Raw genomic sequence first — 24,655 nt, forward strand, 5'->3', positions numbered from 1 at the left:
GTCTGAGCCGTCATCACCTGCCATGTCCCCGCCGCTATGCGGCCCGCGGGCTTTTTGTTATCCAGGGGAAAACAGGCGAAAAGCCCGATGGGTGCATGCATGCGGCCATCGCGGAGGAGTGCACCATGGACAAGTCGAACCTGCCGCTTGCCGGCATCAGGGTCATCGAACTGGCACGGGTCCTTGCCGGCCCCTGGGCCGGGCAGATGCTGGCCGATCTGGGCGCCGATGTCATCAAGATCGAGAACCCGGATGGCGGCGACGATACCCGCGCCTGGGGCCCGCCCTTCGTGATGGGCAAGGACGGCGAAAACCTCTCGGCCGCCTATTACCATTCCACCAACCGCGGCAAGCGTTCCATCGCCGTCGACCTGAAGACCGAGCAAGGCCGCGACACCGTCCACCGCCTCATCGCCACGGCGGATGTGGTGATCGAAAACTTCAAGGTGGGCGGCCTCGTGAAATACGGGCTCGACCATGCGAGCCTCGCCAAACGGCACCCGAAGCTCATCTACTGCTCGATCACCGGCTTCGGGCAGGACGGCCCCTATGCCGCACGCGCCGGCTACGACTATATCGTGCAGGGCATGTCGGGCTTCATGTCCGTCACCGGCGCGCCGGACGGCGAGCCGATGAAGGCGGGCGTCGCCATCGCCGATATCTTCACCGGCATCTATGCCGTCACCGCAATCCAGGCCGCCCTCATCCACGTCATGAAGACGGGCAAGGGCCAGCACATCGACATGGCGCTGCTCGACGTGCAATCCGCCGTGATGGCGAACCAGAACATGAATTTCCTGGCCTCCGGCACGGCGCCGACGCGTCTCGGCAACGCCCATCCCAATATCTCGCCTTACGAGGTCGTGCCGGCATCGGATGGCCATGTCATTCTGGCCGTGGGCAATGACGGGCAGTTCCGCAAGCTCTGCGGCATCCTGAAGCTCGAAGGCATGGCGGACGACGCGCGCTTCGCCACCAACCGCGCGCGTGTCGCAAACCGCGACGAGGTGCGCCGCCGTGTCACTGCCGCGACGGCGGCCATCGCCAAGGCCGAGCTCCTGGCTGCCTGCGAACGGGACGGCGTGCCGGCCGGGCCGATCAATTCGATTGCCGAGACCTTCGACGATCCGCAGGTCAAGGCGCGCGGCCTGCGCGTCGACCTGCCGGATGCGGATGGCAACGTCATTCCCGGCGTGCGCACGCCCATCGTCTTTTCCGGCACGCCGCTCGTCTACGACAGGCCGAGCCCGCGGCTCGGCGAGCACACCGAAGCCGTGATGGCCGAACTCGCAACGCTCGAAACGGGAAAGAAAAACGCATGAAGACCGGTGGCCAGCTGATCGTCGATGCCCTCGTCGCCAATGGCGTCAAACGCGTTGCCTGTGTTCCGGGCGAAAGCTATCTCGCCGTGCTCGATGCGCTGCACGATACCGATATCGACGTGCTCGTCTGCCGCCAGGAAGGCGGTGCGGCGATGATGGCCGATTGCTGGGGCCGGCTTACCGGCGAGCCCGGCATCTGCATGGTCACGCGCGGCCCGGGCGCCACCAATGCCTCTGCCGGCCTGCATATCGCCCGGCAGGATTCCATCCCGATGATCCTGTTCATCGGCCAGGTGCAGCGCGACGCGCGCGAAAGAGAGGCCTTTCAGGAGGTGGAATACCGCCGCGCCTTCACCGAGGTGGCGAAATGGGTGGCCGAGATCGATGACGCCCGCCGCATCCCGGAATTCGTGACCCGCGCCTTCGCCGTCGCGACCTCCGGGCGCCCCGGTCCCGTCGTGCTCGCCCTGCCGGAGGACATGCTGAGGGACGCGGTCGAGGCCGTGGACGCGAAGGCCTATAGGCCGGTCGAAGCCCATCCCGGCCCAAAACAGATGGCCGAACTCGCCGCCCTGCTCGAAAAAGCCGAACGCCCGCTCGTCATTCTCGGCGGCACGCGCTGGTCGCAGGAGAGCGTCGCTGATGTCACCGCCTTCGCCGAGCGCTGGTCCCTGCCGGTCTCCTGCTCGTTCCGCCGGCAGATGCTGTTCGATCACCTGCACCCGAACTATGCCGGCGATTCCGGCATCGGCATCAACCCGGCGCTGGGCAAGGAAATCCGCGAAGCCGATCTCGTCCTGCTTCTCGGCGGCCGCTATTCCGAAATGCCCTCGTCCACCTACAGCCTGCTGCAAAGCCCCTATCCGCAGCAGACGCTGGTGCATGTCTATCCCGATCCGTCCGAACTCGGCCGCGTCTATCGGCCGGACCTCGCCATCTGCGCCGCGCCCGACGATTTCGTCGCCGCGCTGGAGGGTCTCACCCCGAAAGCCGCCCCGCGCTGGGCAGCCCGCACCGCAACGATGCATGAGGCCTATCTGAAGTGGTCGACGCCGCCGACGACGGGCCCGGGCGACGTGCAGATGGGCCCGATCATGGCGTGGATCGAGGAAAACACGCCGGAGGACACCATCTTCACCAATGGCGCGGGCAACTACGCGACCTGGGTGCATCGGTTCCACCGCTTCCGCCGTTTCGCCACGCAGGCCGCGCCGACCTCCGGCTCGATGGGCTACGGCCTGCCGGCCGCCGTCGCCGCCAAGCGGCTCTTTCCCGAGCGCGAGGTCGTCTGCTTTGCCGGTGATGGCTGCTTCATGATGCACGGCCAGGAATTCGCGACCGCCGTGCGCTACGGCCTGCCGATCATCGCCGTCGTCGTCAACAACGGCATCTACGGCACGATCCGCATGCATCAGGAGCGGGAATATCCCGGCCGCGTCAGCGCCACCGACCTCACCAACCCGGACTTCGCGGCACTCGCCATCGCCTATGGCGGCCATGGCGAGACGGTGGAGAAAACGGAAGACTTCGCGCCGGCCTTCCTGCGCGCCCGCGCCAGCGGCAAGCCGGCGATCATCGAGGTGAAGCTCGACCCGGAAGCGATAACGCCGCTGCGCACGCTCTCGGATATCCGGAGCGGGAAGTAGTCTGGAGCGGGCATCGAAGGCCCATCATCCCTCTGCTACGATCTTCGCCCCGCTTGCGGGGAGAAGGTGCCGGCAGGCGGATGAGGGGCTGTTTGCGCCCTCAGCCGCGAATATGCTGGGTCTGTTCGTAGGTCTTCGTCGAGCGCATGCCCGAGCGGCAATAGCCGAGCATGGGGCGCGGCAGCTCGTCGAGCGCATCGACCATGCCCTGCACCGCCTCCACCGTCACGCCCATCGGGCCGACCGGCACATGGGCCGTCTCGATGCCGAGTTCGCTGGCGCGCGCGGCAATCGCCGAAAATTCCGGCTGGCCGGGTTCCTCGTGGTCGGGGCGGTGGCAGACGATGGACTTGAAACCCATGGCGGCGATCGCGTCGAGGTCCTCGACCGTGATCTGGCCGGAAACCGAATATTCGTCGTTGATCTCGCGGATATCCATGGACGTGTCCTTTCCCAAAAAGATGCGAACACCGTTTAAGCCCGTGCCGCGGGAGCGTCAATCGCGCGTGCTAGCGCACCTCGAAGGAGAGCGCGTAGCCGACGCTTTCGCCGGGCGCGAAATCGGGCGCCTCGCCGCTGGCGATCAGTTCCTCGCGTGCGGCCAGGCGATGGGACACCGGCTCGATGCCGAGCACCGCGCAGCCCGCCGATTGGTTGCGCCACACCTGAAGCCAGGGCAGCGTATCTGTCCGGAAGCGGATATGCACGCTGCGTCCGCGAAGCGCGGCGATCGGCCCGACCGATATCTCGGCCCAGCCGTGCACGGCCGTCTCCGCCGCCGGCACGCAGAAGATGCGCATGTCGCCGTCCTGGAAGCGCCAGGGAACGCTGCCGCCGGGCAGCATCGCGCCGGTCAGCCGCGTCTCCGCATCGAACAGGCCCGTGCCGAAATTGATGTGGTACATGGCAAAGGGCGGCCAGGACGTTTCGCCGGTATTGGTCACGAGATCGTCGAGCGTGATGTGGCCGGTGAGCCGGTCGGCCCGCCAGCGGCGCGAGAGCGCCGCCGTCCCGCCATGCGCCAGCGCGACATCGACATGTCCCTCGCAGACCACCTCGCCCTCGTCCGCCTCGATCTGGATGTCGCGGGCGGGATGGGAGGAGAGCGACCCGTGCAGCGGATAGCGGCGGCCGTCCGTCGACCCCTCAACCGGCACCGGGTGGCGGATATGATCGGGCCCGCAGGTGAACAAAAAGCCCGGTAGCGCCTTATCAATGCGAGGATCGCCGTCGGACGGTATGGCCGTGCCGGGGGTGATGTCCACGCCATGGAAGACGGCGGCGCCGACATCGAGTGCAGACCGCGGCTTCAGCTCGAGGTGAAAGGCCTGGTCTTCCGTCGAGGTGGTCAGGGCGAAAGTCATGATTGGCTCCGGCCGAGGATTGAGAAGAACGGGATGCTAGTGCCAACAGTCACACAACGCCACCGGCAGCGCGGACCAGCCCTCAGATTTCTGGCCGCTCGCAGCATTGGTAACAACTATTTGCACGATGCGTTGACGTTACGTTCACCATCGATTTAGATTTTTCATATTAAGGTCTGAATTCAAGTGTTCCGTCCGCGCGATATAGGCAGTCTGGCAGGTTGAGACCGTGAAATCGATATTGAAATCAAGCATTTCTCTTATTGCTGCGATCTCCGTTCTCGGAATCGTCACCCTGCCCGCCGCCGCGCAGCAGCATCAGCTGCCCCGCGATACGGTTCTCGTTTCGCCGGATGGCGACATTCTCGACTACGTTCCCAACGATGGCAGCGTACGCTGGACCCGCGACAATCGCGGCCGCCCGGTGCTGGTCGATTCGTGGGGTGACGTGATCGCCACTGCCATGCCGGCAGATCGCTACTTCGCTCGCGGCGACGACTATCGCCCCCGTCGTGACCGCTATCGCCCGGTGCGCGGCTATGACGAAACGAACCCGGAATACTTTCCGCCGGCACCCGGCTCGGACTATGGCGACGACGTGACGACGGGCTCCGTGCCGGAGATGCGTGAGGCGCTGCCGGGCGACATCGAGCGCCAGCAACTGCCCGACGCCGATTTCGGCGGCTCGCAGGCCATGCCCGAATTCAACAACGACGACATGGCCGCCCTGCCGGCCGATCCGAACCAGGAGTTCGTGCCCGGCCCGAAATTCGCGCCCGCCACCGCGCTTGGCAAGATGTCGTCCAACGAGGTCACGGCGCTCCAGGTCTTCCTCGACCGCGAGGGCTTCTCGCCCGGCGTCATCGACGGCAAGAAGGGCTCGAACGTCACCAAGGCCATCGAGGCCTGGCAGAACGCGACGGGCGACACGCTCGACCCGAACAATACAGAGGACATCCTGGAACGCCTGCGCCTGTCCGGCGGCATGGCCTTCACCACCTATGAGATCACTGCCGCCGATGCGGCCGGTCCCTACGTGGCGTCGATCCCGGAAGACTACGCTCACAAGGCGGCCCTTCCGCACCTGTCCTTCACCTCGACTACGGAAATGCTGGCCGAGAAGTTCCACATGGACGAGGCCTATCTGAAGGAGATCAATCCGGGTGTGGATTTCACCATTCCCGGCACGATCGTGAAGGTCGTGGATATCGGCAAGCCGAAGACCGGCAAGGTGGCCAAGATCCTCGCCGACAAGGGCCGCAAGCAGGTGCTGGCCTATGATGCCAATGGCACGCTGATCGCCGCCTATCCGGCGAGCATCGGCTCGGCCGATACGCCCTCGCCGTCCGGCACGGTCACGGTCGAGCGCATCGCGCTTAATCCGGGCTACACCTACAATCCGAAGATCAACTTCAAGCAGGGCAGCAACGACAAGGTGCTCACCCTCCAGCCCGGTCCGAACGGCCCGGTGGGAACGGTGTGGATCGCGCTCTCCAAACCGACCTACGGCATCCATGGCACGCCCGAGCCGTCAAAGATCGGCAAGACCCAGAGCCACGGCTGTATCCGCCTGACCAACTGGGACGCCACCGAGCTCGCCAAGATGACGAGCGCCGGCGTCACGGTCGAATTCGTCGACTGACGGCGGATAATCAACGCACAAATAGAAAAGCCGGCCTTTCGAGGTCGGCTTTTTCTTTGTTAGCATCAGAAACCGGAAAGTGACTTATCTCAAGTGAAGGCCGGGTCCTGCCCGGCCTTTCGTTGAGGCGTGGTTCACGCCGCCCTTGTGTAGCCCGAGCCCTGCGCCGGTCGCGCAGTGCCATCGGTGCGGAAGGTGGAGAGCTGTGCGGCGATGGAGGCCGCCTCCTGCGTCAGCGCCTGACTGGCGGCATTGGCCTGCTCGACCATGGCGGCATTCTGCTGGGTGATCTGGTCCATCGCGTTGACCGCCTGGTTGACGGCCTGGAGGCCGGTTGCCTGTTCGGCGGTGCTGGCGCGGATGGTGTTGAACACCGAACTTACTTCCACGACCTGCGAGACGATCTGGCGCAGAGACTGGGCGACTTCGTTGACCGAACGCACGCCGCCTTCGACCTGTCCATGCGACTTGGCGATGAGGTCCTGGATATCCTTTGCCGCCTCGGCGCAACGCTGTGCGAGTGCCCGCACTTCCGAAGCCACCACCGCGAAGCCGCGGCCCGCCTCGCCCGCGCGCGCGGCCTCGATACCGGCATTGAGCGCCAGCAGGTTGGTCTGGAAGGCGATCTCGTCGATCACTTCGATGATGTTGGCGATGGCGGCGGACGACGCCTGGATTTCGCCCATGGCGGAGATCGCCTCCTCCACCACCTCGCCGCTGCGCTGCGCATTGTCGCGCGCGGCCATGACCAGCGCATTGGCCTCGTTGGCGCTCTGCGCGGTCTGGCGGACGGTGGTCGTGACCTGCTCGACGGCGGCCGCGGTCTCCTCCAGATTGGCGGCCTGCCGCTCCGTGCGCTTGGCGAGATCGTCGGAGGCAGACGCGATTTCGCGCGCGCTCAGATGGATTGATCCCGCGCCGACGCCGATATTGCCGATGGCCTGCGACAGGGCCGAAATGGCGTGATTGAAGTCCTCGCGCAGCGCGCCATAGGCTTCCGGCAGCGGACCGGTGATGCGCGCGGTCAGGTCGCCGTCCGAAATACGCTTCAGAGCCGCGCCGAAGGCATCGCTGACGAGCTGGCGCTCTTCGGCAAGAACCTGCGCCTGCACCGCCTGCTGCTTGGCGACGTCGGACGTATCCATATAGACCGAGATGGACAGGTCCATGTCGAGGAAGATCGCCTTGATGAGGCTGCTGATCCGGGCAGAGAACTCGTCAGGCGTGATTTCCGCGCGCGCGAAAAGCCCTTTCTTCGGCCAGAGCGAACGGACCGACTCCGTTAGCAGGTGCTCGATGATCAGCGCGTAGCCGCCGATATACCAGCGCGGCTCAAGCCCGATTCGCGCATGGACATGCCCGATCGTCGTGACCTTGGTGGCGTAATCGGCGGTGAAATCGCCGGCGGCGATATTGGCCCAGTGCCCGAGCTGCGCATTCTTCGCGCGGTTCATGTGGGCGTCGTTCGAGAAGAGGTGGTTCACTTCCGGGCTGTTGCGCACGACGGAATAGAACTTGTCCAGTGCCGGGCCGAGCTCCTTCTCGATGAAGGGCTTCAGGCTGCGCAACCGTTCCAGCGCGGCAGCGTCCAGGCCGAGATAATCGAGACGGCGGGCAATATCGTGATTGGGTCCGGCAGCGGGCGATAAGGACTTCATTCTGAAAACAACCCCGGAGAAAATGGAGAATGTGAAAGCGGCACGGTTCCATCGGGACGGCAGGCCTGACGGCATGCGCGCGTCCGCAACCCATCATGGGTTTTTCAGAAGGCACAAGACCTTCCGTGGATGGCTTTCTGATGCGCCACTCTTAGATATGCATGGTAAATTGTTGATTACCGCGCGACCCGATATCCGTATGATCCCGGCTGCACAAATCGTCGCAGCCGGTCCTGCATTCCATCAAGTTTCCCGGTCACGCCGCCAGTCGGGACAGGGAACCTGCCCTGCGGCGCCGCGCGGGAACGAGCCGAAGCACCTCCTGCGCGAGAAGCCGTGCATTCTCGCGCGCCTTGTCGAGGTTGCTCACCTTTGCCGGGTCCATCGTGGCGAGCGTGCCGCCGCAATCGAAGATGTCGCGATACGCCGTGCGCTCGGCAATCGGCGTATCCAGCACATGCACGCCCTTGGCCGACAGCAGCGCCTTGATGGCGGTCATGGCGCGGGTGGTCACCAGCGCGTTCATGCGCGTCAGGACCACGGAATGAGCGATGCGGATGCCCGCCTTCTCGGCAAGCTGGCCCAGCAGGTCGAGGATATGCGCGGCACCGCGGGCATCCATCGCGCAGCCCTGCACGGGGATCATCACATGGTCGGACAGGCCGATGGCGGTGGCCACGAGCGCATCGCGCGCACCGGCGAGGTCGATGATGAAATAATCCGTCGTCTCCCGGTTCTCGCGAATGTGGCCCTGAAGGGATGCCATAGACACCTCGGAGATCACGTCGATGTTGCGCTGGCGGCCGGTCACGTCGTGCCAATGGCTGATCCAGCGCTGCGGATCGGCATCGAGGATCGTGACGCGGTATCCCTGGTTTGCAAGCTCGGTGGCGAGGATCAGCGCTGCGGTGGTCTTGCCCGCGCCGCCCTTGGCATTGGCGAATGTGATGACTGGCATGGCGTTCCTCTTACGATGCGGGCGAGCGGCGTCATCGCTCTCTTCAGGGCGCCGGAAGGAAATGGCGTCGGTTAATCGAATCTTTCAAAACAGGGTTAACGAAATGCAAATATCCGCCCCGCCCGGATTGGCAGGCAGCCGAAAACTCGGCCGGAAAAATAAAGAAGCCCGAAAAACCAAGGCTTTCCGGGCTTCTATCAATTGTCACGGGTGAGAAGTCAGATGCACTCGCTGAAGAGCCGCTTGGCAGCTTCGAGCGTAAGTTCCACCGGGTTGCCGCCGGCGGTGGGATCGACGATCGCCATCTCCGCCATTTCGTCGATACGGTCCGTGCCGACGCCGAGCGCCGACAGCTTGTCGGGAACGCCGAGTTCCTCGCGCAGCCGAAGCACATAGTCGAAGAAGCCGTCGAAACCGCCGGCAATGCCGAGATAGGCGGCGGCGCTGGCGATCTTCGCCTCGATGGCCGGGCGGTTGAAGGTCAGGACCGGCGGCATCACGACGGCATTCGTCATGCCGTGGTGCGTGTTGTAGATCGCGCCGACCGGATGCGACAGCGAGTGGATCGCGCCGAGCCCCTTCTGGAAGGCGACCGCCCCCATGGCGGCGGCCGACATCATATGGGCGCGCGCCTCGATATCGGTGCCGTCCTTGTAGGCGCGCGACAGGTATTCCTTGACGAGACGCATGCCCTCCAGCGCGATGCCCTGGCTCATCGGGTGGTAGAACGGCGAGCTGTAGGCTTCCAGGCAATGGGCGAAGGCATCCATGCCGGTGCCCGCCGTGATGACCTTCGGCATGCCGACCGTCAGTTCCGCGTCGCAGATCGTGACTGCCGGCAGGAACTTCGGGTGGAAGATCACCTTCTTGGTATGCGTCTCGGAGTTGGTGATGACGGAGGCGCGGCCGACTTCCGAGCCGGTGCCGGCCGTCGTCGGCACGGCGACGATCGGCGCGATGCCGTCGGAATTGGCCCGCGTCCACCAGTCGCCGATATCCTCGAAGTCCCAGACGGGCCGCGTCTGGCCCGCCATGAAGGCGACGGCCTTGCCGAGGTCGAGGCCCGAGCCGCCGCCGAAGGCGACGACGCCGTCATGGCCGCCGTCCTTGAACGCCTTGACGCCGGCCTCGAGGTTCTTGTCGTTCGGGTTCGGGTCGACCTCCGCGAACATCGCCCGGCCGAGCCCTGCGGCGTCGAGAATGTCGAGCGCGCCCTGGGTGATCGCCATGGTAGAGAGGCCGCGGTCAGTGATCAGCAGCGGCTTCTTCATGCCGACGGCCTTGCAATGATCGGCCAGTTCCTTGATGCGCCCTGCCCCGAACTTGATCGCGGTCGGATAGCTCCAGTTGGCGGTGATGGTCATGCGAGTGCTTTCCTGAAGTGGTAGGATTTCGGGCGGGTCAGGTTGTGGAAGCCGATGACGGAGAGCGAGCCGCCGCGGCCCGTTTCCTTCACGCCCGTCCAGCACAGCGCCGGATCGAGATAGTCGGCGCGGTTCTGGAACACGGTGCCGGTCTCCAGGTCGCGTGCGATGGTGGCGGCGCGCTCGCTATCCTTCGTCCACAGCGAGACGGTGAGGCCGTACTTGCAGTCGTTCATCAGGGCGAGCGCTTCGGCGTCGCTCTTCACCTTCATGATGCCGACGGCCGGGCCGAAGGTCTCTTCCGTCATGAACTCCATGGAGTGATCGACATCGACGAGGATCTGCGGGGCGACATAGGCGCCGCCGTCATCGGCCGGAAACAGCTTGGGATCGACCAGAGCCTTGGCGCCCTTCGAGACGGCGTCGGCGATCTGCGAACGCACGGTCGCGGCAAAGCGCTTGTGCGCCATCGGGCCGAGCGTCGTTTCCGGGTCCAGCGGGTTGCCGAGCTTGTAGTTGGAAACCCAGGCCACCGACTTTTCGACGAATTCGTCGTAGAGCGCTTCGTTGACATAGATGCGCTCGATGCCGCAGCAGCACTGCCCCGAATTGTAGGTCGCACCGTCCATCAGCGTGTCGACGGCAGCGTCGAGGTCGGCGTCCTCCATCACATAGCCCGGATCCTTGCCGCCGAGTTCGAGACCGACAGGCGTGAAGGTGCCGGCGGCGGCACGCTCGATCGCGCGGCCACCTTCGACGGAGCCCGTGAAGTTCACGAAGTCGAAGGCGTTGCCGGATATCAGCGCCGAGGTCGTGTCATGGTCGAGGAACACGTTCTGGAAGACATCTTCCGGCACGCCGGCCTCGTTGAAGGCGCGCACGAGACGCTCGCCGACCAGCAGCGTCTGGGCGGCATGCTTGATGATGACGACATTGCCGGCCATCAGCGCCGGCGCGATCGTGTTGATCGCCGTCATGTAGGGATAGTTCCACGGCGCGATGACGAAGACGATGCCGTGCGGCTCGCGCTCGATGCGGCGTTCGAAGCGCTCGGAATTCTCGATGACGATCGGCGCCAGCGACGAGCCGGCGATCTCGGCCACATAGTTGGAGCGCTCGTTGAAACCCTTGAACTCGCCGCCGTAACGGACCGGGCGGCCCATCTGCCAGGCGATTTCCGGCACGATCTCGTCGGCCATCTCGTTGACGCGGGCGACGCCCTTCAGCACGAGCTGGATACGCTCGTCGAGCGGGCGCTTCGCCCAGGCCTTCTGCGCCTTCTTCGCGCGGGCCACGGCCGCCTGTGCGCTCGCCAGCGGCATCGCCTCACGCTCGGCGTAAACCGAGCCGTCCACGGGGGATATGCATTTGATCACAGTCATGATCGATTTCCTGTTTCAGATATGAACTTTCCGCCGGACAATAGCCGATCCAGCCACGCGGCAAATATCCCTGAAGGGCTATGCGCCGGGGCCGCTTCGACCTTGACTGGCTTGAGCCTTACGCCCTCTCGAAGCCGCGCGCCACCTCCCAGTCGGTGATGCGGCGATCGTACTCCTCCTGCTCCCATTCGGCCGCACGGACATAGTGGTCGATGACCTCGTCGCCGAAAGCCTCGCGCAGCATGTTCGAGCCCTTCAGCACCGCGGTGGCCGCGCGCAACGTCTTGGGGATCTCGCGAATGTCCTTGCCGCCATAGGCGTCGCCCTCGAAAGGCGCCTCCAGTTCCAGCTTCTGCTCGATGCCGGCAATGCCGGCGGCGAGCAGCGCTGCCATCGCCAGATAGGGATTGAGGTCGGAGCCGCCGACGCGGCACTCGATGCGGATGGCCTTCGTGCCCTCGCCGCACAGGCGATAGCCCGCCGTGCGGTTGTCCTTGCTCCAGATCGCCTTGGTCGGCGCAAAGGTGCCGGCGACGAAGCGCTTGTAGGAATTGATATAGGGCGCGAGGAAATAGGTGATCTCGCTGGCATGGGCGAGCAGGCCCGCCACATAGTTCCGCATGAGATCGGACATGCCGTATTTGGCTTGGCTATCGAAGAACTTCGCCTCCTTGCCGTCGAGGCTCCAGAGCGACTGGTGGATGTGCGAGGAAGAGCCGGCGGCGGTGTAGTTCCACTTGGCCAGGAACGTCACGGACTTGCCGCGCTGCCAGGCGATTTCTTTCGTGGCGTTCTTGATGATCGAATGCCGGTCGGCCATCGTAAGCGCCTCGGCATAGCGCACGTTGATCTCCTCCTGACCGGCCGAGGCCTCGCCCTTGGAGTTCTCCACCGGAATGCCCGCACCGTGCAGGCCGTTGCGCAACGCGCGCATCACATCCTCTTCCTTGGTGGTCTGGAAGATGTGGTAGTCCTCGTTGTAGCCCGAGGCGAGACGCAGGTCCCGGTAGCCGCTCTCGCGGGCATCGTCGAAGGACTGGTCGAACAGGAAGAATTCGAGCTCGCTTGCCATGAAGGCCTTGAGGCCCATCGCCTCCAGGCGCTTCACCTGCTTCTTGAGGATGGCACGCGGCGAATGCGGCACCTCTTCATGGGTGTGGTGGTCGAGCACGTCGCACAGCACCATCGCCGTGCCTTCCAGCCAGGGCAGCTTGCGCAGCGTCGCAAGGTCCGGCTTCATCGTATAGTCGCCGTAGCCCGCCTCCCAGCTGGTGGATTTGTAGCCCGAGACGGTTTCCATCTCCATGTCGGTCGCCAGCAGGTAGTTGCAGCTGTGCGTCTCCTCGTAGGCGCTGTCGACAAAGTACTGCGCGTGGAACCGCTTGCCCATCAGGCGCCCCTGCATGTCGACAAGGCAGGCGAGCACGGTGTCGATACGGCCGTCGGCCACATCCTTCTTGAGATCATCGAAAGTGTAGGTCGTCATGGGGCGGTCCGATCGTTTGAATGAATGACGGCCCCGCCCCGCAGGGAGGGGCCGTCGTTGAAGAAAAGGCTCAGGCTTTCAGCGCAGCCGCCTCGGCGGCGGCGGCCTTCTTGCCGTGCTCCATCGCAAATTCCTCTTCCGGCGACAGGATCAACCGATGGCGGCCGACGAGCGCGAAATAAGCGATGGCGACGGCGAACCAGACGGCGACCCAGACCACGCCCTTGGAGAAGTTCGGGTCCTGAACCTGGTAGAGCAGCGTGACGACCGCGATGATGATCGTCAGCACCGCGCCGGGAATGCCGAGCGGCGAGCGGAACGGCCGCTCGATGTTCGGCAGCTTCTTGCGCAGCAGGATGAAGGAGATCGCCTGCATGATGTAGGAGAACATCGCGCCGAAGACCGCCATGTTCAGCAGCACGCTGCCGATGATGCTGCCGCCCGTTTCCGCACCCAGCGAGAACCAGATGACGAGCATGACGGCGAGGCCGACGATGGCACCCGTCAGCATGGCGACATGCGGGGTCCTGAACTTGGAATGCGTGAGCGAGAGCACGGTCGGGAAGTAGCCGGCACGCGAGAGCGAGTAGACCTGGCGACCCTGCGCATAGAGGATCGTGTGGAAGCTCGCGATCAGGCCGGTCAACGCAACGAGGCCGAGGATGACCACGCCGCTGTCGCCGTAGATCGACTTGAAGCCGTCCAGCAGCGGCTCGAGCGAGGTGCTGAGCTGGAAGGCGCCGACGCCCGGAAGCGACGGGTTGAGCAGCACGATCATGAAGGCCGAGATCATCAGCGTGATGATGCCGAGGATGATGCCCTTCGGCATGTCACGCTTCGGATCGACCGATTCCTCCGCCGCCAGCGGCAGCTGCTCGATGGCGAGGAACAGCCAGACCGCGAAGGGCAGCGTGGCAAGCACGCCCGAGAAGCCGAAGGGGAACCAGTCGCCGCCACCTTCCGGCAGTTCGACGGCAGCGCCATCGGGGCCGACGCCGATGTTCAGGGCCCATCGGGAGAAGTCCATGTTCGGGATGGCGCTGATCCAGAAGAACACCAGAACAGCCAGCGAGATCAAGGTGATGATCAGCGTTACCTTGAACGAGAGTTCAAGCCCGAAAATGTTGAGGCCGAGGAAGATCGCGTAGAACAGGATCCACAACAACGGCGAGTAGACCGGGTCGAGCCCGAGGATCGAATTCACATAGGCGGTAATGAACGTCACTATGACGGCGGGCGTCAGCACGTATTCCACGTTTTCGCAAAGCCCGGTGAGAAAGCCGCCCCACGGGCCCATCGCGGTGCGCGCGAAGGAGTAGGCGGCGCCGGTGTGCGGCAGCGCCGGGCTCATCTCGGCGATCGAAAAGGTCAGGCCCAGATACATGATCGCGATGATGATGCCGGCGACGAGCATGCCGCCCCAGCCGCCGGTCGCAAAGCCGAAATTCCAGCCTGAAAAGTGCCCGGAGACCACGGCGCCCACGCCGAGGGCCCAGAGCGACCATACGCCTGCATAGCGCGAAAGCCCGCGCTTCTCGAAGTAAGAGGCATCAGCGCGCTTGTAGCTGACCCCCGTCTGTGAATTTTCCATGTCCCTTCTCTCCTGTTTCCGCCGGCCGCTGCAGGCAGTGCAGAGGCTCCCGGTGTGCATTCGGCGAGATCCGGGGGATTCCCGCTCCGCCGCATTCTCCGCGGACATGCCGCTCCCCAGGTCATTTTTTTGTTATGCGGCGGGCAGGCTTTGTTTGAGCAGTCCCGCAAGGTAATCGGCCACGACCTTCTGGCCGGCTACATCCTGAATGAGGTCGTTGCGGACCTCGATCATCACGTTGGGCAGGCCCTTGGACAGGCCGTGCTCGCGAAGCGTATGCGTCACGCCGTCCTCGGGGCCGTAAGGCTCGTTGCGGCGGATGGTATAGGGGCCGTCCGTGCCTGCGGCCGCCAGCATGGCGTCGGCAAGGCGCGCATCGACGTCGTGCAGGATGCCGATCTCGACATCGCGCGTCTTGCCGAAATAGACCGGCGTGAAACTGTGCATCGTCACGATGACGGGCGGCCTGCCCTCTGCGATCCGCGCCTCCACGAGGCCGCGCAGCCGGTCGCGGAAGGGAATGTAGAGCGCCCGTGTGCGGGCATCGCGCGCCGCCTGGTCGAGGCCGGCATTGCCCGGCACATCGAAGACCTCGCTCTTGGCCGGCATGGCGGCCGGCGATTCCGGCGGGCGATTGCAATCGTAGACGAGGCGGGAAAACCGCTGGAACAGCAGCGTGGCGTCGAGTTGCTCCGCCATCAGCCGCGACACCGCGAGCGCGCCCGGATCCCAGGCGATGTGGCTGGCGAGCGCCTCGGCGGAAAGGCCGAGCGTGCCGAGCGAGGCCGGCAGCTGGCGCGATGCGTGCTCGCACACCAGGATCACCGGGCCCTGCGCAACAGCATTCTCCAGGGCGACAGGATCGCCCTCCTCTCCAGTCAGAATTCCCATAGCCTGATCCCCTCGACCGGCTTTTCTCATTATTGAAAAGAATTCTTCACCAAACAGCCGCTGTCAACCGCCGCGTGAAAAAATCTCTTCAAAAAAACATTTGACTCGCATTGTGACAGGGCGTTTTATCGTTGAAACCCTGGCGAAGACCGGGGCTGCAGGGGAAAAATTTGACACTCAATCAAGCATCTATGACGGTGTCGGATGTGATCTCTGCCCACTTCGATGCGCTGACGCGCGCCGAACGGCAGCTCGCCACATCATTGCTCGACAACTACCCGGTCTCCGGGCTGGGCAGCATCACCACGGTGGCGGACAATGCCGGCGTCTCGACGCCCACCGTCGCCCGCATGGTCCAGAAGCTGGGCTTCCGCGGCTTCCCGGATTTCCAGGCACGTCTGCACCACGAGCTGGAGGCAACGCTCTCCAACCCGATCACCAAGCATGACCGCTGGGCCGCCAATGCGCCCGGCACGCATATCCTCAACCGCTTCGCCGATGCGATCATGAACAACATGCGCCAGACGCTCTCGCAGGTGGAGACCGCCGACTTCGACAGCGCCAGCGCCCTTCTGGCCGACCGCCAGCGCAGCATCTACATCATCGGCGGGCGCATCACGAAGGCGCTGGCCGATTATCTCTTCACGCATCTTCAGGTCATCCGCCCGAACGTCACGCAGATCGCCGCCAACCCCGCGTCCTGGCCGCACTACGTTCTGAACATGAAGGCCGGCGACGTGCTGGTGATCTTCGATATCCGCCGTTACGAGCAGGAGATGGAGACGCTCGGCCGCGTGGCACGCGAGCGCGGCGTCGAGATCGTGCTCTTCACCGACCAATGGGCCTCGCCCGTGGCCAAGGCCGCCGCGAAGATGTTCCGCGTGCATATCGAGGCGCCCTCGGCCTGGGATTCCTCCGTCGTGACGCTCTTCATCGTCGAGGCGCTGATCGAGGCCGTCCAGAGTTCGGGCTGGGAGGAAACCAGCGACCGAATGAAGACGCTGGAGGGCCTGTTCGAGGCCAGCCGGCTTTTTCGCAAGCCGCGGCCGGAGCTCCCGGACAAACCACGATAAACAAAAGAAAAAAGCGATACGGAACTGTCACATAAGGTTCACGCGCCACCAGTATCAGCTTCGCCGAAGTTGACTGACACACAAAAGGAGAACACCCGTGATGTCATCTACGAAACGTCTGCTCTCGCTCTCCACAGCGCTCGCGATCGCCCTTCCCTCGCTCGCCCTTGCCGAGCCGAGCGCCGAGCTCATCGAAGCCGCCAAGAAGGAAGGCATGCTGACCACCATCGCCCTGCCGCACGACTGGTGCGGTTACGGTGACGTCATCGCCTCCTTCAAGGCGAAGTATCCGGAAATCCAGGTCAACGAACTGAACCCGGATGCCGGTTCGGCCGACGAAGTCGAAGCCATCAAGGCCAACAAGGACAACAAGGGCCCGCAGTCGCCCGACGTGATCGACGTCGGTCTCGCCTTCGGCCCGCAGGCCAAGGCCGAAGGCCTGCTGCAGCCCTACAAGGTCTCGACCTGGGACGAAATCCCCGACACGATCAAGGACGCCGAAGGCTACTGGTACGGCGACTATTACGGCGTGATGTCGTTCCTCGTGAACAAGGACCTCGTCGCCAACACGCCGAAGGACTGGGCCGACCTCCTGAAGCCGGAATATGCCGGCCAGGTCGCGCTTGCAGGGCCGCCCCTCACGTCGAACCAGGCGATCCTCGGCGTTCTCGCAGCCGGCCTCGGCAAGGGCGCGAAGTCCGGCAAGGAAGCAGGCGAGGCTGGCCTTGCCTTCTTCGCTGAACTGAACAAGGCCGGCAATTTTGTCCCGACCGTCGGCAAGGCCGGTACGCTCGCTCAGGGCTCCACCCCGATCATCATCGCGTGGGACTACAACGCGCTCGGCTGGGCCAAGACACTCAACGGCAACCCGCCGACCGAGGTCGTCGTTCCCGCATCCGGCGTTCTCGCCGGCGTCTACGTTCAGGGCATTTCGGCCTATGCGCCGCACCCGAACGCTGCCAAGCTGTGGATGGAGCACCTCTATTCCGACGAAGGTCAGCTCGGCTGGCTGAAGGGTTACTGCCATCCGGCACGCTTCAACGCCATGGTCAAGGCCGGCAAGGTTCCGCAGGACCTGATCGACGCCCTGCCGCCGGCGGCCTCGTACGAAAAGGCCTACTTCCCGACGCTGGAGGAAGTCGACGCGAACAAGGCGGCGGTGACCGGCGGCTGGGATGCCACGGTCGGCGCGAACGTGCAGTGACGTGACCTGGTGGCATCGCCGCGCCGGCAAGGTCCGGGGCGGCGATGCCACGCCCGCAAGACAACCTCGACAAGGCGATCCTGATGTCTTCAGACCCTGCCGCCATCGCGCAACCGGCCAGCCATAGGCCCCTCCGCCTGCCGTTTCATTGGCTGGGCGCGGCACCTTTCGCGATCTTCGTCCTTCTGTTCCTGATCTTGCCGACGATGCACATCGTCATCGGGGCTTTCCAGAAGGTGGATGGCAGCGTCACGCTCGAAAATATCCGCGGGCTTTTCACCCCGTCGATCCTTTCGTCCTTCTGGGTGTCGATCAAGATCAGCCTCGCCTCGGCATCGCTCGGCGGCCTGATCGGTTTCGCCGTCGCTCATGGCGTGGTTCTCGGCGGGCTCCCGAAACGCATCCGCGGCCCGCTGATGACATTCTCCGGCGTGGCCTCGAATTTTGCCGGCGTCCCCCTGGCCTTCGCCTTCCTGGCGACACTCGGACCCGTCGGCATCCTGACGGTCTTCCTCAAGACACAGATCGGTGTGGACCTGCGCCTGCTGGGTTTCAACCTCATCTCCTTCTGGGGCCTGACGGTAACCTATCTCTTCTTCCAGATTCCGCTGATGATTCTCATCATCACGCCCGCTCTCGACGGGCTGAGACGCGAGTGGCGCGAAGCGGCGGACATCCTGGGAGCTTCCGGCACGCAATACTGGCGCTACGTCGCCTTCCCCATCCTGCTGCCTTCTCTTCTCGGCGCCTTCGCACTGCTGTTCGCGAATGCCTTCGGCGCCGTTGCCACCGCCATGGCGCTCACCGGCTCGTCGCTCAACATCGCGCCGATCCTGCTCTTCGCCCAGATCCGCGGCGATGTGCTCGGCAACCCGCATCTCGGCTATGCCCTCGCCTTCGGCATGATCGTCGTGACCGGTGTCGCCAACGCCATCTACATCTGGCTTCGCGCCCGCAGTGAAAGGTGGCTGAAATGAAAAGGTTCTGGGCCTGGGGCGCCCTCATCTTCGGGCTGCTCTATTTCCTTCTCCCGCTGGTCGGCATGACCAATTTTTCGCTCAAGATGCGGCGCGGCTCCTATTCGTTCGATGCCTATGCCGTCGTCCTCAGCGATCCGCGTTTCCAGGAAACCTTCACCTACTCGGTGGTGATGGCGCTGTTCACCATCGCCTTCGGCGTGCTGCTCGTCGTGCCGACGGCCTACTGGATCCGCCTGAAGCTTCCGGGCCTGCGCCCCTATGTTGAATTCGTCACGCTCCTGCCGCTGGTCATCCCGGCCATCGTCATCGTCTTCGGCTATATCAGGCTCTACAACACCTCGAGCTGGCTGCCGCTGACAGGCAGCGCGACCGGCACGAACATCCTCCTGATGTTCGGCTATGCGACGCTGGCCCTGCCCTACATGTACCGTTCCGTCGACACCGGCCTGCGCGCCATCGACATCGCAACGCTGACGGAGGCCGCCCAGAGCCTCGGCGCCGGCTGGACGACGATCCTCGCCAAGATCATCCTGCCCAATGTGCTGGTCGCGGTTCTCTCGGGCGCCTTCCTGACCTTCGCCATCGTCATCGGCGAGTTCACCATGGCGGCTCTTCTGAACCGCCCGGCGTTCGGACCCTACATGCAGCTGCTCGGCGCCAACCGGGCCTACGAGCCGGCGGCTCTTGCCGTGATCGCCTTCGGCATCACCTGGGGCTGCCTCGGCCTGATCCAGCTTGTCTCCCGTTTCCAGAAGGGCGCGCAAAGCGCCGCCTAAGGACCCCTTATGAGCTTCCTGACCCTCACCAGCCTTCAGAAATCGTTCGGCCCCGTCCAGGTCGTCAAGGATTTCAACATGTCCATCGAGAAGGGCGAGTTCATCTCGTTCCTCGGTCCGTCCGGCTGCGGCAAGACCACGGTGCTGCGCATGATCGCCGGTTTCGAGACGCCCTCCGGCGGCACCATCACCATCAACGGCAAGAGCCAGGCGAACCTGCGCCCCAACCAGCGCAACATCGGCATGGTCTTCCAGGCCTATGCGCTCTTCCCAAACATGAACGTCGCCGAAAACGTCGCCTTCGGCCTCAAGGTCGCCGGTCGTCCCAAGGCGGAGATCGACCAGCGCGTCAAGGAGATGCTCGGCCTCATCAAGCTCGACCACCTCGCCGACCGCTACCCCTACCAGATGTCGGGCGGCCAGCAGCAGCGCGTGGCGCTCGCCCGCGCGCTCGCGCCGAAGCCGCAGGTCCTGCTGCTCGACGAGCCGCTGTCGGCCCTCGACGCCAAGATCCGCGTGTCGCTGCGCGAAGAGATCCGCATGATCCAGCAGCAGCTCGGCATCACCACCGTCTTCGTTACGCACGACCAGGAAGAGGCGCTGTCGATCTCAGACCGCATCGTGGTCATGAATGCCGGCCGCGCAGACCAGATCGGCGCGCCCGCCGATATCTACAACCGCCCCGCCACGCGCTTCGTCGCCAACTTCGTCGGCACGCTGAACCTCATCGAGGCGAAGGTCGTCGATCCCGCCGCCAACCGCGTGTCGATCGGCGACCAGGGCGTCACCCTGCGCGAGCCGCTCGGCGACGTGAAGGCGGATGACACGATCTCGCTGGCGCTGCGTCCCGAGGCCGGGTCGATCGCGCCGGGTGCTAAGGGCGATACCGCGCTGTCCGGCGAGGTGGTCTCCACCAACTTCCTGGGCTCGGTCATCCGAACCCGCATGAAGGTCGGCGAAAGCATCATCTCCTTCGACATGTTCAACAGCCCGGGCCTCGTGCCCCCGGTGGTGGGCGAGACGGTCACGCTGCGTTTCGTGGCGAGCGACCTGCTCATCATCCGCGACTAGCCGTTCATTCCAGCCTTCCAGCGAAGGTTGGAAAATTCTGTCGTGAAAGTCGCTCTTTGCGTCGCCCGCGGATTTGATCCGCGGGCGTTTGCCCGTTATGGTCCTGATGTTCTCAGGGCGGGGTGAAACTCCCCACCGGCGGTATCCGGAGCAATCCGGGAGCCCGCGAGCGCCTTCCGCGAATGGGAGGGTCAGCAGATCCGGTGCGATGCCGGAGCCGACGGTCACAGTCCGGATGAAAGAGGGCAAGCAGGACCACCGCCGCGCTGGCGGAGAGCTTGCATGTTCGCCCAAGGGGACCGTTGAAAAATGGCTCAACCCTTGAAAGGCCTAGACATGAATGCGAATGCCACCCCCTCCTCCCGTATCGCCGTCATCCGCGCCCGCTGGCACGCCGGCATCGTCGATCAGGCGGTCGATTCTTTCGTCGCCGAATGGAAAGCGCTTGGCGGCCGCGCCGAGGATGTCGACGTGATCGACGTGCCGGGCGCGCTTGAAATTCCGCTCCATGCCCAGCTGCTCGCCCGCACCGGCAAATATGCCGCCATTCTCGGCGTCGCGCTCGTCGTCGACGGCGGCATCTACCGCCACGATTTCGTCGCCGGCACCGTGGTGGATGCCATCGTGCGCGTCGGCCTCGATACCAATGTGCCGGTTCTCTCTGCCGTGCTGACGCCGCACAACTTCCAGGAATCGGAAGCGCATATCGCCTTCTTCCGCGACCATTTCGTCATCAAGGGCAAGGAAGCCGCCAACGCCGCGCGCCAGATCATCGACGCCCGCGCGCAGGCCGCTCTCGCCGCCGTCGCTTGAATCGATGCCTCAACGAGCGGAATCGTCCTGCCAGCGCATGGCGATAACGCGTTGAAATGACAAGAGCAGACCCGGCGCCGGCCGGGTTTGCTATGGTCCCAGCATGGCGCGCTGCCGTGCCGGACGATCCCGCCCGCATGCCCGATGCACCGCACAAGTCCCAATGTTGGGGGTGCGCGATTTACGGATAAATCACCTCTCCCGGCTTACCATGCGCACGACCGCCTGTTGCGCGGGCTCATTTCCGGCGGCCACCGGCATGCCCGTCCTTCCGGCCCGTGGCAACGAGGCCGACTTAACGGCAGGGGAACAGCGCGATGTCGAAACGGTTCAGCAAACATGACGCGATGGAGGCCGGCGCGCTGACGGACACCTTCATGCGCCTCAAGCGCGGTTCGATCACCCGCCGCCATTTCCTGGGAGTAACCGGCCTCGGCCTCGCCGCCGCCGTTCTCGCCCGCCAGGCGGGGTTCTCATCGGCCGCCCATGCGAGCGACGATCTTGGATCGAGCATGTCGATCGCGACATGGCCGAACTATCACGACCCGGCGACGTTCGAGGCCTTCACCGCTGCCACGGGCGTCGCGGTAGAGGTGAACATCTTCGGTTCGAACGAGGAGATGCTGGAGGCGCTGCGGGCCGACAGCGCCCGATGGGACCTGTTCGTGCCGACCAACTACACGATCTCCACCTATGCCCGCCTCGGGCTGATCGAACCGATCGACCTGTCCCGCCTGCCGAATTTCGATGCAGGCACCCAAAATGCCCGCTTCACCAGCCAGGGTACCGCCGAGGGCAAGGTCTTTGCGCTGCCGAAGAACTGGGGCACGACCGGCATCGCCTACAACACGGACAAGGTGAAGGTCACGAGCTGGAAGGAGTTTTTCGCGGCCGCCATGGACGAGGCGGACGGCCGCGCGATCGTGCACGACTACCAGCTCACCGCCATCGGCAACGCCCTCGTCTCGCTCGGCTTCTCCTTCAACTCGGTGAAGCCCGAGGAGCTTGCCAAGGCGGGGGAACTGTTGCTTGAGGTCAAGCCGCATCTCTATGCCGTCACCAGCGACTATCAGCCCGCCATGCGCGGCACCGATGCCTGGATGACCATGTGCTGGACCAATGACGGCGCGCAGCTCAGTCGCGACGTGCCCGAGATCGCCTTCACCCTCGGTTCTGATGGTGGGGAGATCTGGTCGGATTTCTACGCCATTCCGAAGAATGCGCCCAACAAGCCAGCCGGCTACGCGCTGTTGAACTTCCTGATGGACCCGCAGAAGGCGGTGCGCGAACATATCGCCAATGGCACGCCGGCCACCGACAGCCGCGTCGTCGCCCTGCTGCCGGCCGAAATCACCGGCAACAGGATCGTCTATCCCGACGAGGCCGCGCTCACGCCGCTCGAATTCGGCGCCGCCGTCACGCTCACGGATCCGGCCCGCGCCGAGATTATGGCGCGGTTCAAGGCGGCCTGAGCCGCAGGCGGCCTCAGACCGAGCCCAGCGGCCCCTGATGCACGACGATGCGCGCGTGATAGGGCACGCGCTTGTAGAGATCGATCACGTCCTGATTGACGAGCCGCACGCAGCCCGACGAGGTCGCCTTGCCGATCGATTTCCATTCCGGCGAGCCGTGCAGGCGGTAGAGCGTGTCCTTCCCGTCCTGGAAGATATAGAGCGCCCGCGCGCCGAGCGGGTTCTTGATGCCGGGATCCATGCCGCCATTCTCGACCGAATATCGGGCAAGGCTCGGCGTGCGCGCGATCATGTCGGCCGGCACCTTCCAGCGCGGCCAGGGCTGGCGCCAGTGGATGATGCCCTCGCCCTCCCAGGCAAAGCCGTCGCGGCCGATACCGACACCGTAACGCATCGCCGTACCGCCGGGCTCGACCAGGTAGAGGAAGCGGCCGGGCGTATCCACCACGACGGTGCCCGGTGCTTCGCCGGTCGGATCCTTCACGCGCTGGCGATAGTATTTCGGGTCGATCTCCTTGTAGGGGATCGCGGGAATGAGATGTCCGCCATCCTCGACGGCCGCATAGCGCGCGGCAAGCTCCTCGTCCGTCGCCGGGACGATCGGGTAGCTGACCTTCTGCGGAACGGGCACATTCTTCACGCCGCCTTGTGTGGTTGCGCACCCCGCCAGCGTCGCTGCAGCCCCCATGAGGAAGGCCCTGCGCGACAAGACACCGATCTCAGACATTTCTGGAAACAACTCCTGCAAATCCCGTATGGATGCAGGATCGCTAGCCAACGGCGATGCCGGCGGCAAGCGATTGGAAGATCACATCTTCGGGATGCACAGCGTTACCGTCGCGGCCGTTGCCGTCACGACACGGCAGCGGCCGCAAAACGGTCAGGTCGACTGGCCGGCAAGCCAGTTGTGCCAGTCGTTCTCACTGCCGACGAAGACGTTGAGATCGATCTTGCCGCTCACGCCGTGCGACAGGCCCGAGCCGGAATACTGCCAGAACAGCCAGCGGCGGTTCGGGTAACGCACCGACGGATGGGCGGCGACCGAGCGCAGCCAGAACGGATATTCCTTCAGCTCGCCCGACAGGTTGTCGGCGTAGAAGTCCGGTGCGGTATAGATGATCGGCCGCTTGCCGTAATGGCGCTCCAGCCGCTCGGCGAAGACACGGATCTTCTCGACATACTGCGCACGCGTCAGGCGGCGCTTGCACTTCGATTCACCGTTGTATTCGGCGTCGATGACGGGCGGCAGCGCGTCCGGGTCCTTCGGCACGTTGCGGATGAACCAGTCCGCCTGCTCGCTGGCCACGCGGCACCAGTAGAAGAAGTGATAGGCGCCGCGGCGGATGCCCGCCTCCTTGGCGGCGCGCCAGTTGTGACGGAACATCGGGTCGGTGTGGTCGCCGCCGTCGGTGGCCTTGATGAAGGCGAAGTTGGCGCCCTGCGTGCGCAGCTTCACCCAGTCGATATCGCCCTGCCAGCGCGAAACGTCGACACCGTGGACCTGGTAGTGCTTGGGCGCGCGCTTGCCGAAATTGATCGGCTTGGCATCGCGGAACTGCTGGCTGTAGATGCGTGAGCGCTTGCCGAGCTTCCCGATGGACGGCATCTCGGCCGTTACCGCGCCCTCTTCGGGACGCGCGGTAGGACGCACCGCCTTCTCGGCAACGGCTTCGAAGGCATGGGTTTCAGGCACCGGCCCGGCCCAGGCGAGCATTTCGCTCGCACCTTCGGCCTTCACCTTGCCCTGGCCGACCGCCACTTCCGGCACCGGCCCGGTCGCCTTGACCGAACTCGTCGTCTCGCGCGACGGCTTGATGGACAGGACCGTTTCGGGACCTGCGCTCGACGCGCAGCCCGCCAGGGTAACACAGCCAAGGAGGGCCGCCGTAAGGATCGAAAGACGCATAGGCACTCGCACGCAAAACTAACCGGAGCCCGCCCTCTCGCTGCAGGGACGGAATT

21 protein-coding genes and 1 riboswitch are annotated in these 24,655 nt (G+C 64.5%); of the genes, 10 read left to right on the forward strand and 11 right to left on the reverse strand.

Translation table 11 applies throughout. The annotated features are described in order from the left end of the window. Window positions 1–125: 125 nt before the first annotated feature. A complete protein-coding gene (caiB, locus tag K6301_RS09435; protein WP_247216397.1) occupies window positions 126–1,322 on the forward strand; it encodes a succinate--glutarate CoA-transferase in 1,197 nt (398 codons plus the stop codon). Next, a complete protein-coding gene (locus K6301_RS09440; RefSeq protein WP_247216398.1) occupies window positions 1,319–2,968 on the forward strand; it encodes a thiamine pyrophosphate-binding protein in 1,650 nt (549 codons plus the stop codon). The genes caiB and K6301_RS09440 overlap by 4 nt, the downstream gene beginning before the upstream one ends. Before the next feature lie 100 nt (window positions 2,969–3,068). On the opposite strand, the gene K6301_RS09445 is transcribed toward K6301_RS09440, so the two are convergent. After that, window positions 3,069–3,407, reverse strand: a complete 339-nt coding sequence (locus K6301_RS09445) for a protein tyrosine phosphatase family protein (protein ID WP_134651159.1) — start codon at window positions 3,405–3,407, stop codon at window positions 3,069–3,071. A gap of 70 nt (window positions 3,408–3,477) precedes the next feature. Further along, window positions 3,478–4,332 (reverse strand): DUF4432 family protein, encoded by an 855-nt coding sequence (locus K6301_RS09450; RefSeq protein WP_247216400.1) that lies wholly within the window; start codon window positions 4,330–4,332, stop codon window positions 3,478–3,480. A 241-nt stretch (window positions 4,333–4,573) separates the two neighbouring features. Between K6301_RS09450 and K6301_RS09455 the strand changes: the two genes are divergently transcribed. After that, window positions 4,574–5,974: a L,D-transpeptidase family protein gene (locus tag K6301_RS09455; protein WP_247216402.1), complete on the forward strand. Its 1,401-nt coding sequence runs from the start codon at window positions 4,574–4,576 to the stop codon at window positions 5,972–5,974. 134 nt (window positions 5,975–6,108) lie between these two features. Here K6301_RS09455 and K6301_RS09460 read toward each other — a convergent pair whose 3' ends face one another. From K6301_RS09460 to K6301_RS09490, 7 genes are all read right to left on the reverse strand, one after another. Continuing rightward, window positions 6,109–7,632 carry a globin-coupled sensor protein gene (locus K6301_RS09460; RefSeq protein WP_247216404.1) on the reverse strand — a complete coding sequence of 508 codons (1,524 nt, stop codon included), beginning with the start codon at window positions 7,630–7,632 and terminating at the stop codon, window positions 6,109–6,111. Window positions 7,633–7,888: 256 nt separating this feature from the next. Continuing rightward, window positions 7,889–8,590, reverse strand: coding sequence for a ParA family protein (locus K6301_RS09465; RefSeq protein ID WP_247216406.1), 702 nt, complete (start codon window positions 8,588–8,590; stop codon window positions 7,889–7,891). A gap of 218 nt (window positions 8,591–8,808) precedes the next feature. Then, window positions 8,809–9,954, reverse strand: a complete 1,146-nt coding sequence (locus K6301_RS09470) for an iron-containing alcohol dehydrogenase (RefSeq protein WP_247216408.1) — start codon at window positions 9,952–9,954, stop codon at window positions 8,809–8,811. Then, window positions 9,951–11,336, reverse strand: a complete 1,386-nt coding sequence (locus tag K6301_RS09475) for an aldehyde dehydrogenase family protein (RefSeq protein WP_247216410.1) — start codon at window positions 11,334–11,336, stop codon at window positions 9,951–9,953. Before K6301_RS09475 ends, K6301_RS09470 begins: the two co-directional genes overlap by 4 nt. Window positions 11,337–11,454: 118 nt before the next feature. Continuing rightward, a complete protein-coding gene (locus tag K6301_RS09480; RefSeq protein ID WP_247216412.1) occupies window positions 11,455–12,822 on the reverse strand; it encodes a glutamine synthetase family protein in 1,368 nt (455 codons plus the stop codon). Window positions 12,823–12,892: 70 nt separating this feature from the next. After that, a complete protein-coding gene (locus K6301_RS09485) occupies window positions 12,893–14,413 on the reverse strand; it encodes an amino acid permease (RefSeq protein ID WP_247216414.1) in 1,521 nt (506 codons plus the stop codon). Window positions 14,414–14,545: 132 nt separating this feature from the next. Next, window positions 14,546–15,304, reverse strand: a complete 759-nt coding sequence (locus K6301_RS09490; RefSeq protein WP_247216416.1) for an N-formylglutamate amidohydrolase — start codon at window positions 15,302–15,304, stop codon at window positions 14,546–14,548. A 191-nt stretch (window positions 15,305–15,495) separates the two neighbouring features. On the opposite strand from K6301_RS09490, the gene K6301_RS09495 reads away from it, so the two are divergent. The 7 genes from K6301_RS09495 (at window position 15,496) to K6301_RS09525 (ending at window position 22,693) form a co-directional block, all read left to right on the forward strand. Next, a complete protein-coding gene (locus tag K6301_RS09495) occupies window positions 15,496–16,377 on the forward strand; it encodes a MurR/RpiR family transcriptional regulator (protein WP_425475392.1) in 882 nt (293 codons plus the stop codon). 100 nt (window positions 16,378–16,477) lie between these two features. After that, the gene (locus tag K6301_RS09500) at window positions 16,478–17,581 is read left to right on the forward strand and encodes an ABC transporter substrate-binding protein (RefSeq protein WP_425475330.1); all 1,104 of its coding nucleotides are present in this window, start codon (window positions 16,478–16,480) and stop codon (window positions 17,579–17,581) included. An 83-nt stretch (window positions 17,582–17,664) separates the two neighbouring features. Beyond that, on the forward strand, window positions 17,665–18,558 hold the full coding sequence (locus K6301_RS09505) for an ABC transporter permease (protein ID WP_247220565.1): 894 nt from the start codon (window positions 17,665–17,667) through the stop codon (window positions 18,556–18,558). Next, window positions 18,555–19,337 (forward strand): ABC transporter permease, encoded by a 783-nt coding sequence (locus K6301_RS09510; RefSeq protein WP_247216423.1) that lies wholly within the window; start codon window positions 18,555–18,557, stop codon window positions 19,335–19,337. Before K6301_RS09505 ends, K6301_RS09510 begins: the two co-directional genes overlap by 4 nt. A 9-nt stretch (window positions 19,338–19,346) precedes the next feature. Next, the gene (locus K6301_RS09515; RefSeq protein WP_247216424.1) at window positions 19,347–20,408 is read left to right on the forward strand and encodes an ABC transporter ATP-binding protein; all 1,062 of its coding nucleotides are present in this window, start codon (window positions 19,347–19,349) and stop codon (window positions 20,406–20,408) included. A 104-nt stretch (window positions 20,409–20,512) separates the two neighbouring features. Then, window positions 20,513–20,659, forward strand: a riboswitch (FMN riboswitch). Between the two features lie 85 nt (window positions 20,660–20,744). Next, complete coding sequence (locus K6301_RS09520) at window positions 20,745–21,221, forward strand: 6,7-dimethyl-8-ribityllumazine synthase (protein WP_134651195.1); 477 nt, start codon at window positions 20,745–20,747, stop codon at window positions 21,219–21,221. Between the two features lie 317 nt (window positions 21,222–21,538). After that, a complete protein-coding gene (locus K6301_RS09525; protein ID WP_247216426.1) occupies window positions 21,539–22,693 on the forward strand; it encodes an ABC transporter substrate-binding protein in 1,155 nt (384 codons plus the stop codon). A gap of 13 nt (window positions 22,694–22,706) precedes the next feature. On the opposite strand, the gene K6301_RS09530 is transcribed toward K6301_RS09525, so the two are convergent. Both K6301_RS09530 and K6301_RS09535 read right to left on the reverse strand, forming a co-directional pair. Continuing rightward, the gene (locus K6301_RS09530; protein WP_247216428.1) at window positions 22,707–23,420 is read right to left on the reverse strand and encodes a L,D-transpeptidase; all 714 of its coding nucleotides are present in this window, start codon (window positions 23,418–23,420) and stop codon (window positions 22,707–22,709) included. Window positions 23,421–23,573: 153 nt separating this feature from the next. Then, on the reverse strand, window positions 23,574–24,599 hold the full coding sequence (locus K6301_RS09535; protein WP_247216430.1) for a glycoside hydrolase family 25 protein: 1,026 nt from the start codon (window positions 24,597–24,599) through the stop codon (window positions 23,574–23,576). Window positions 24,600–24,655: the final 56 nt, after the last annotated feature.

It is taken from the genome of Shinella oryzae (genome assembly GCF_023038235.1).
GTDB classification, from domain to species: Bacteria; Pseudomonadota; Alphaproteobacteria; order Rhizobiales; family Rhizobiaceae; genus Shinella; species Shinella sumterensis.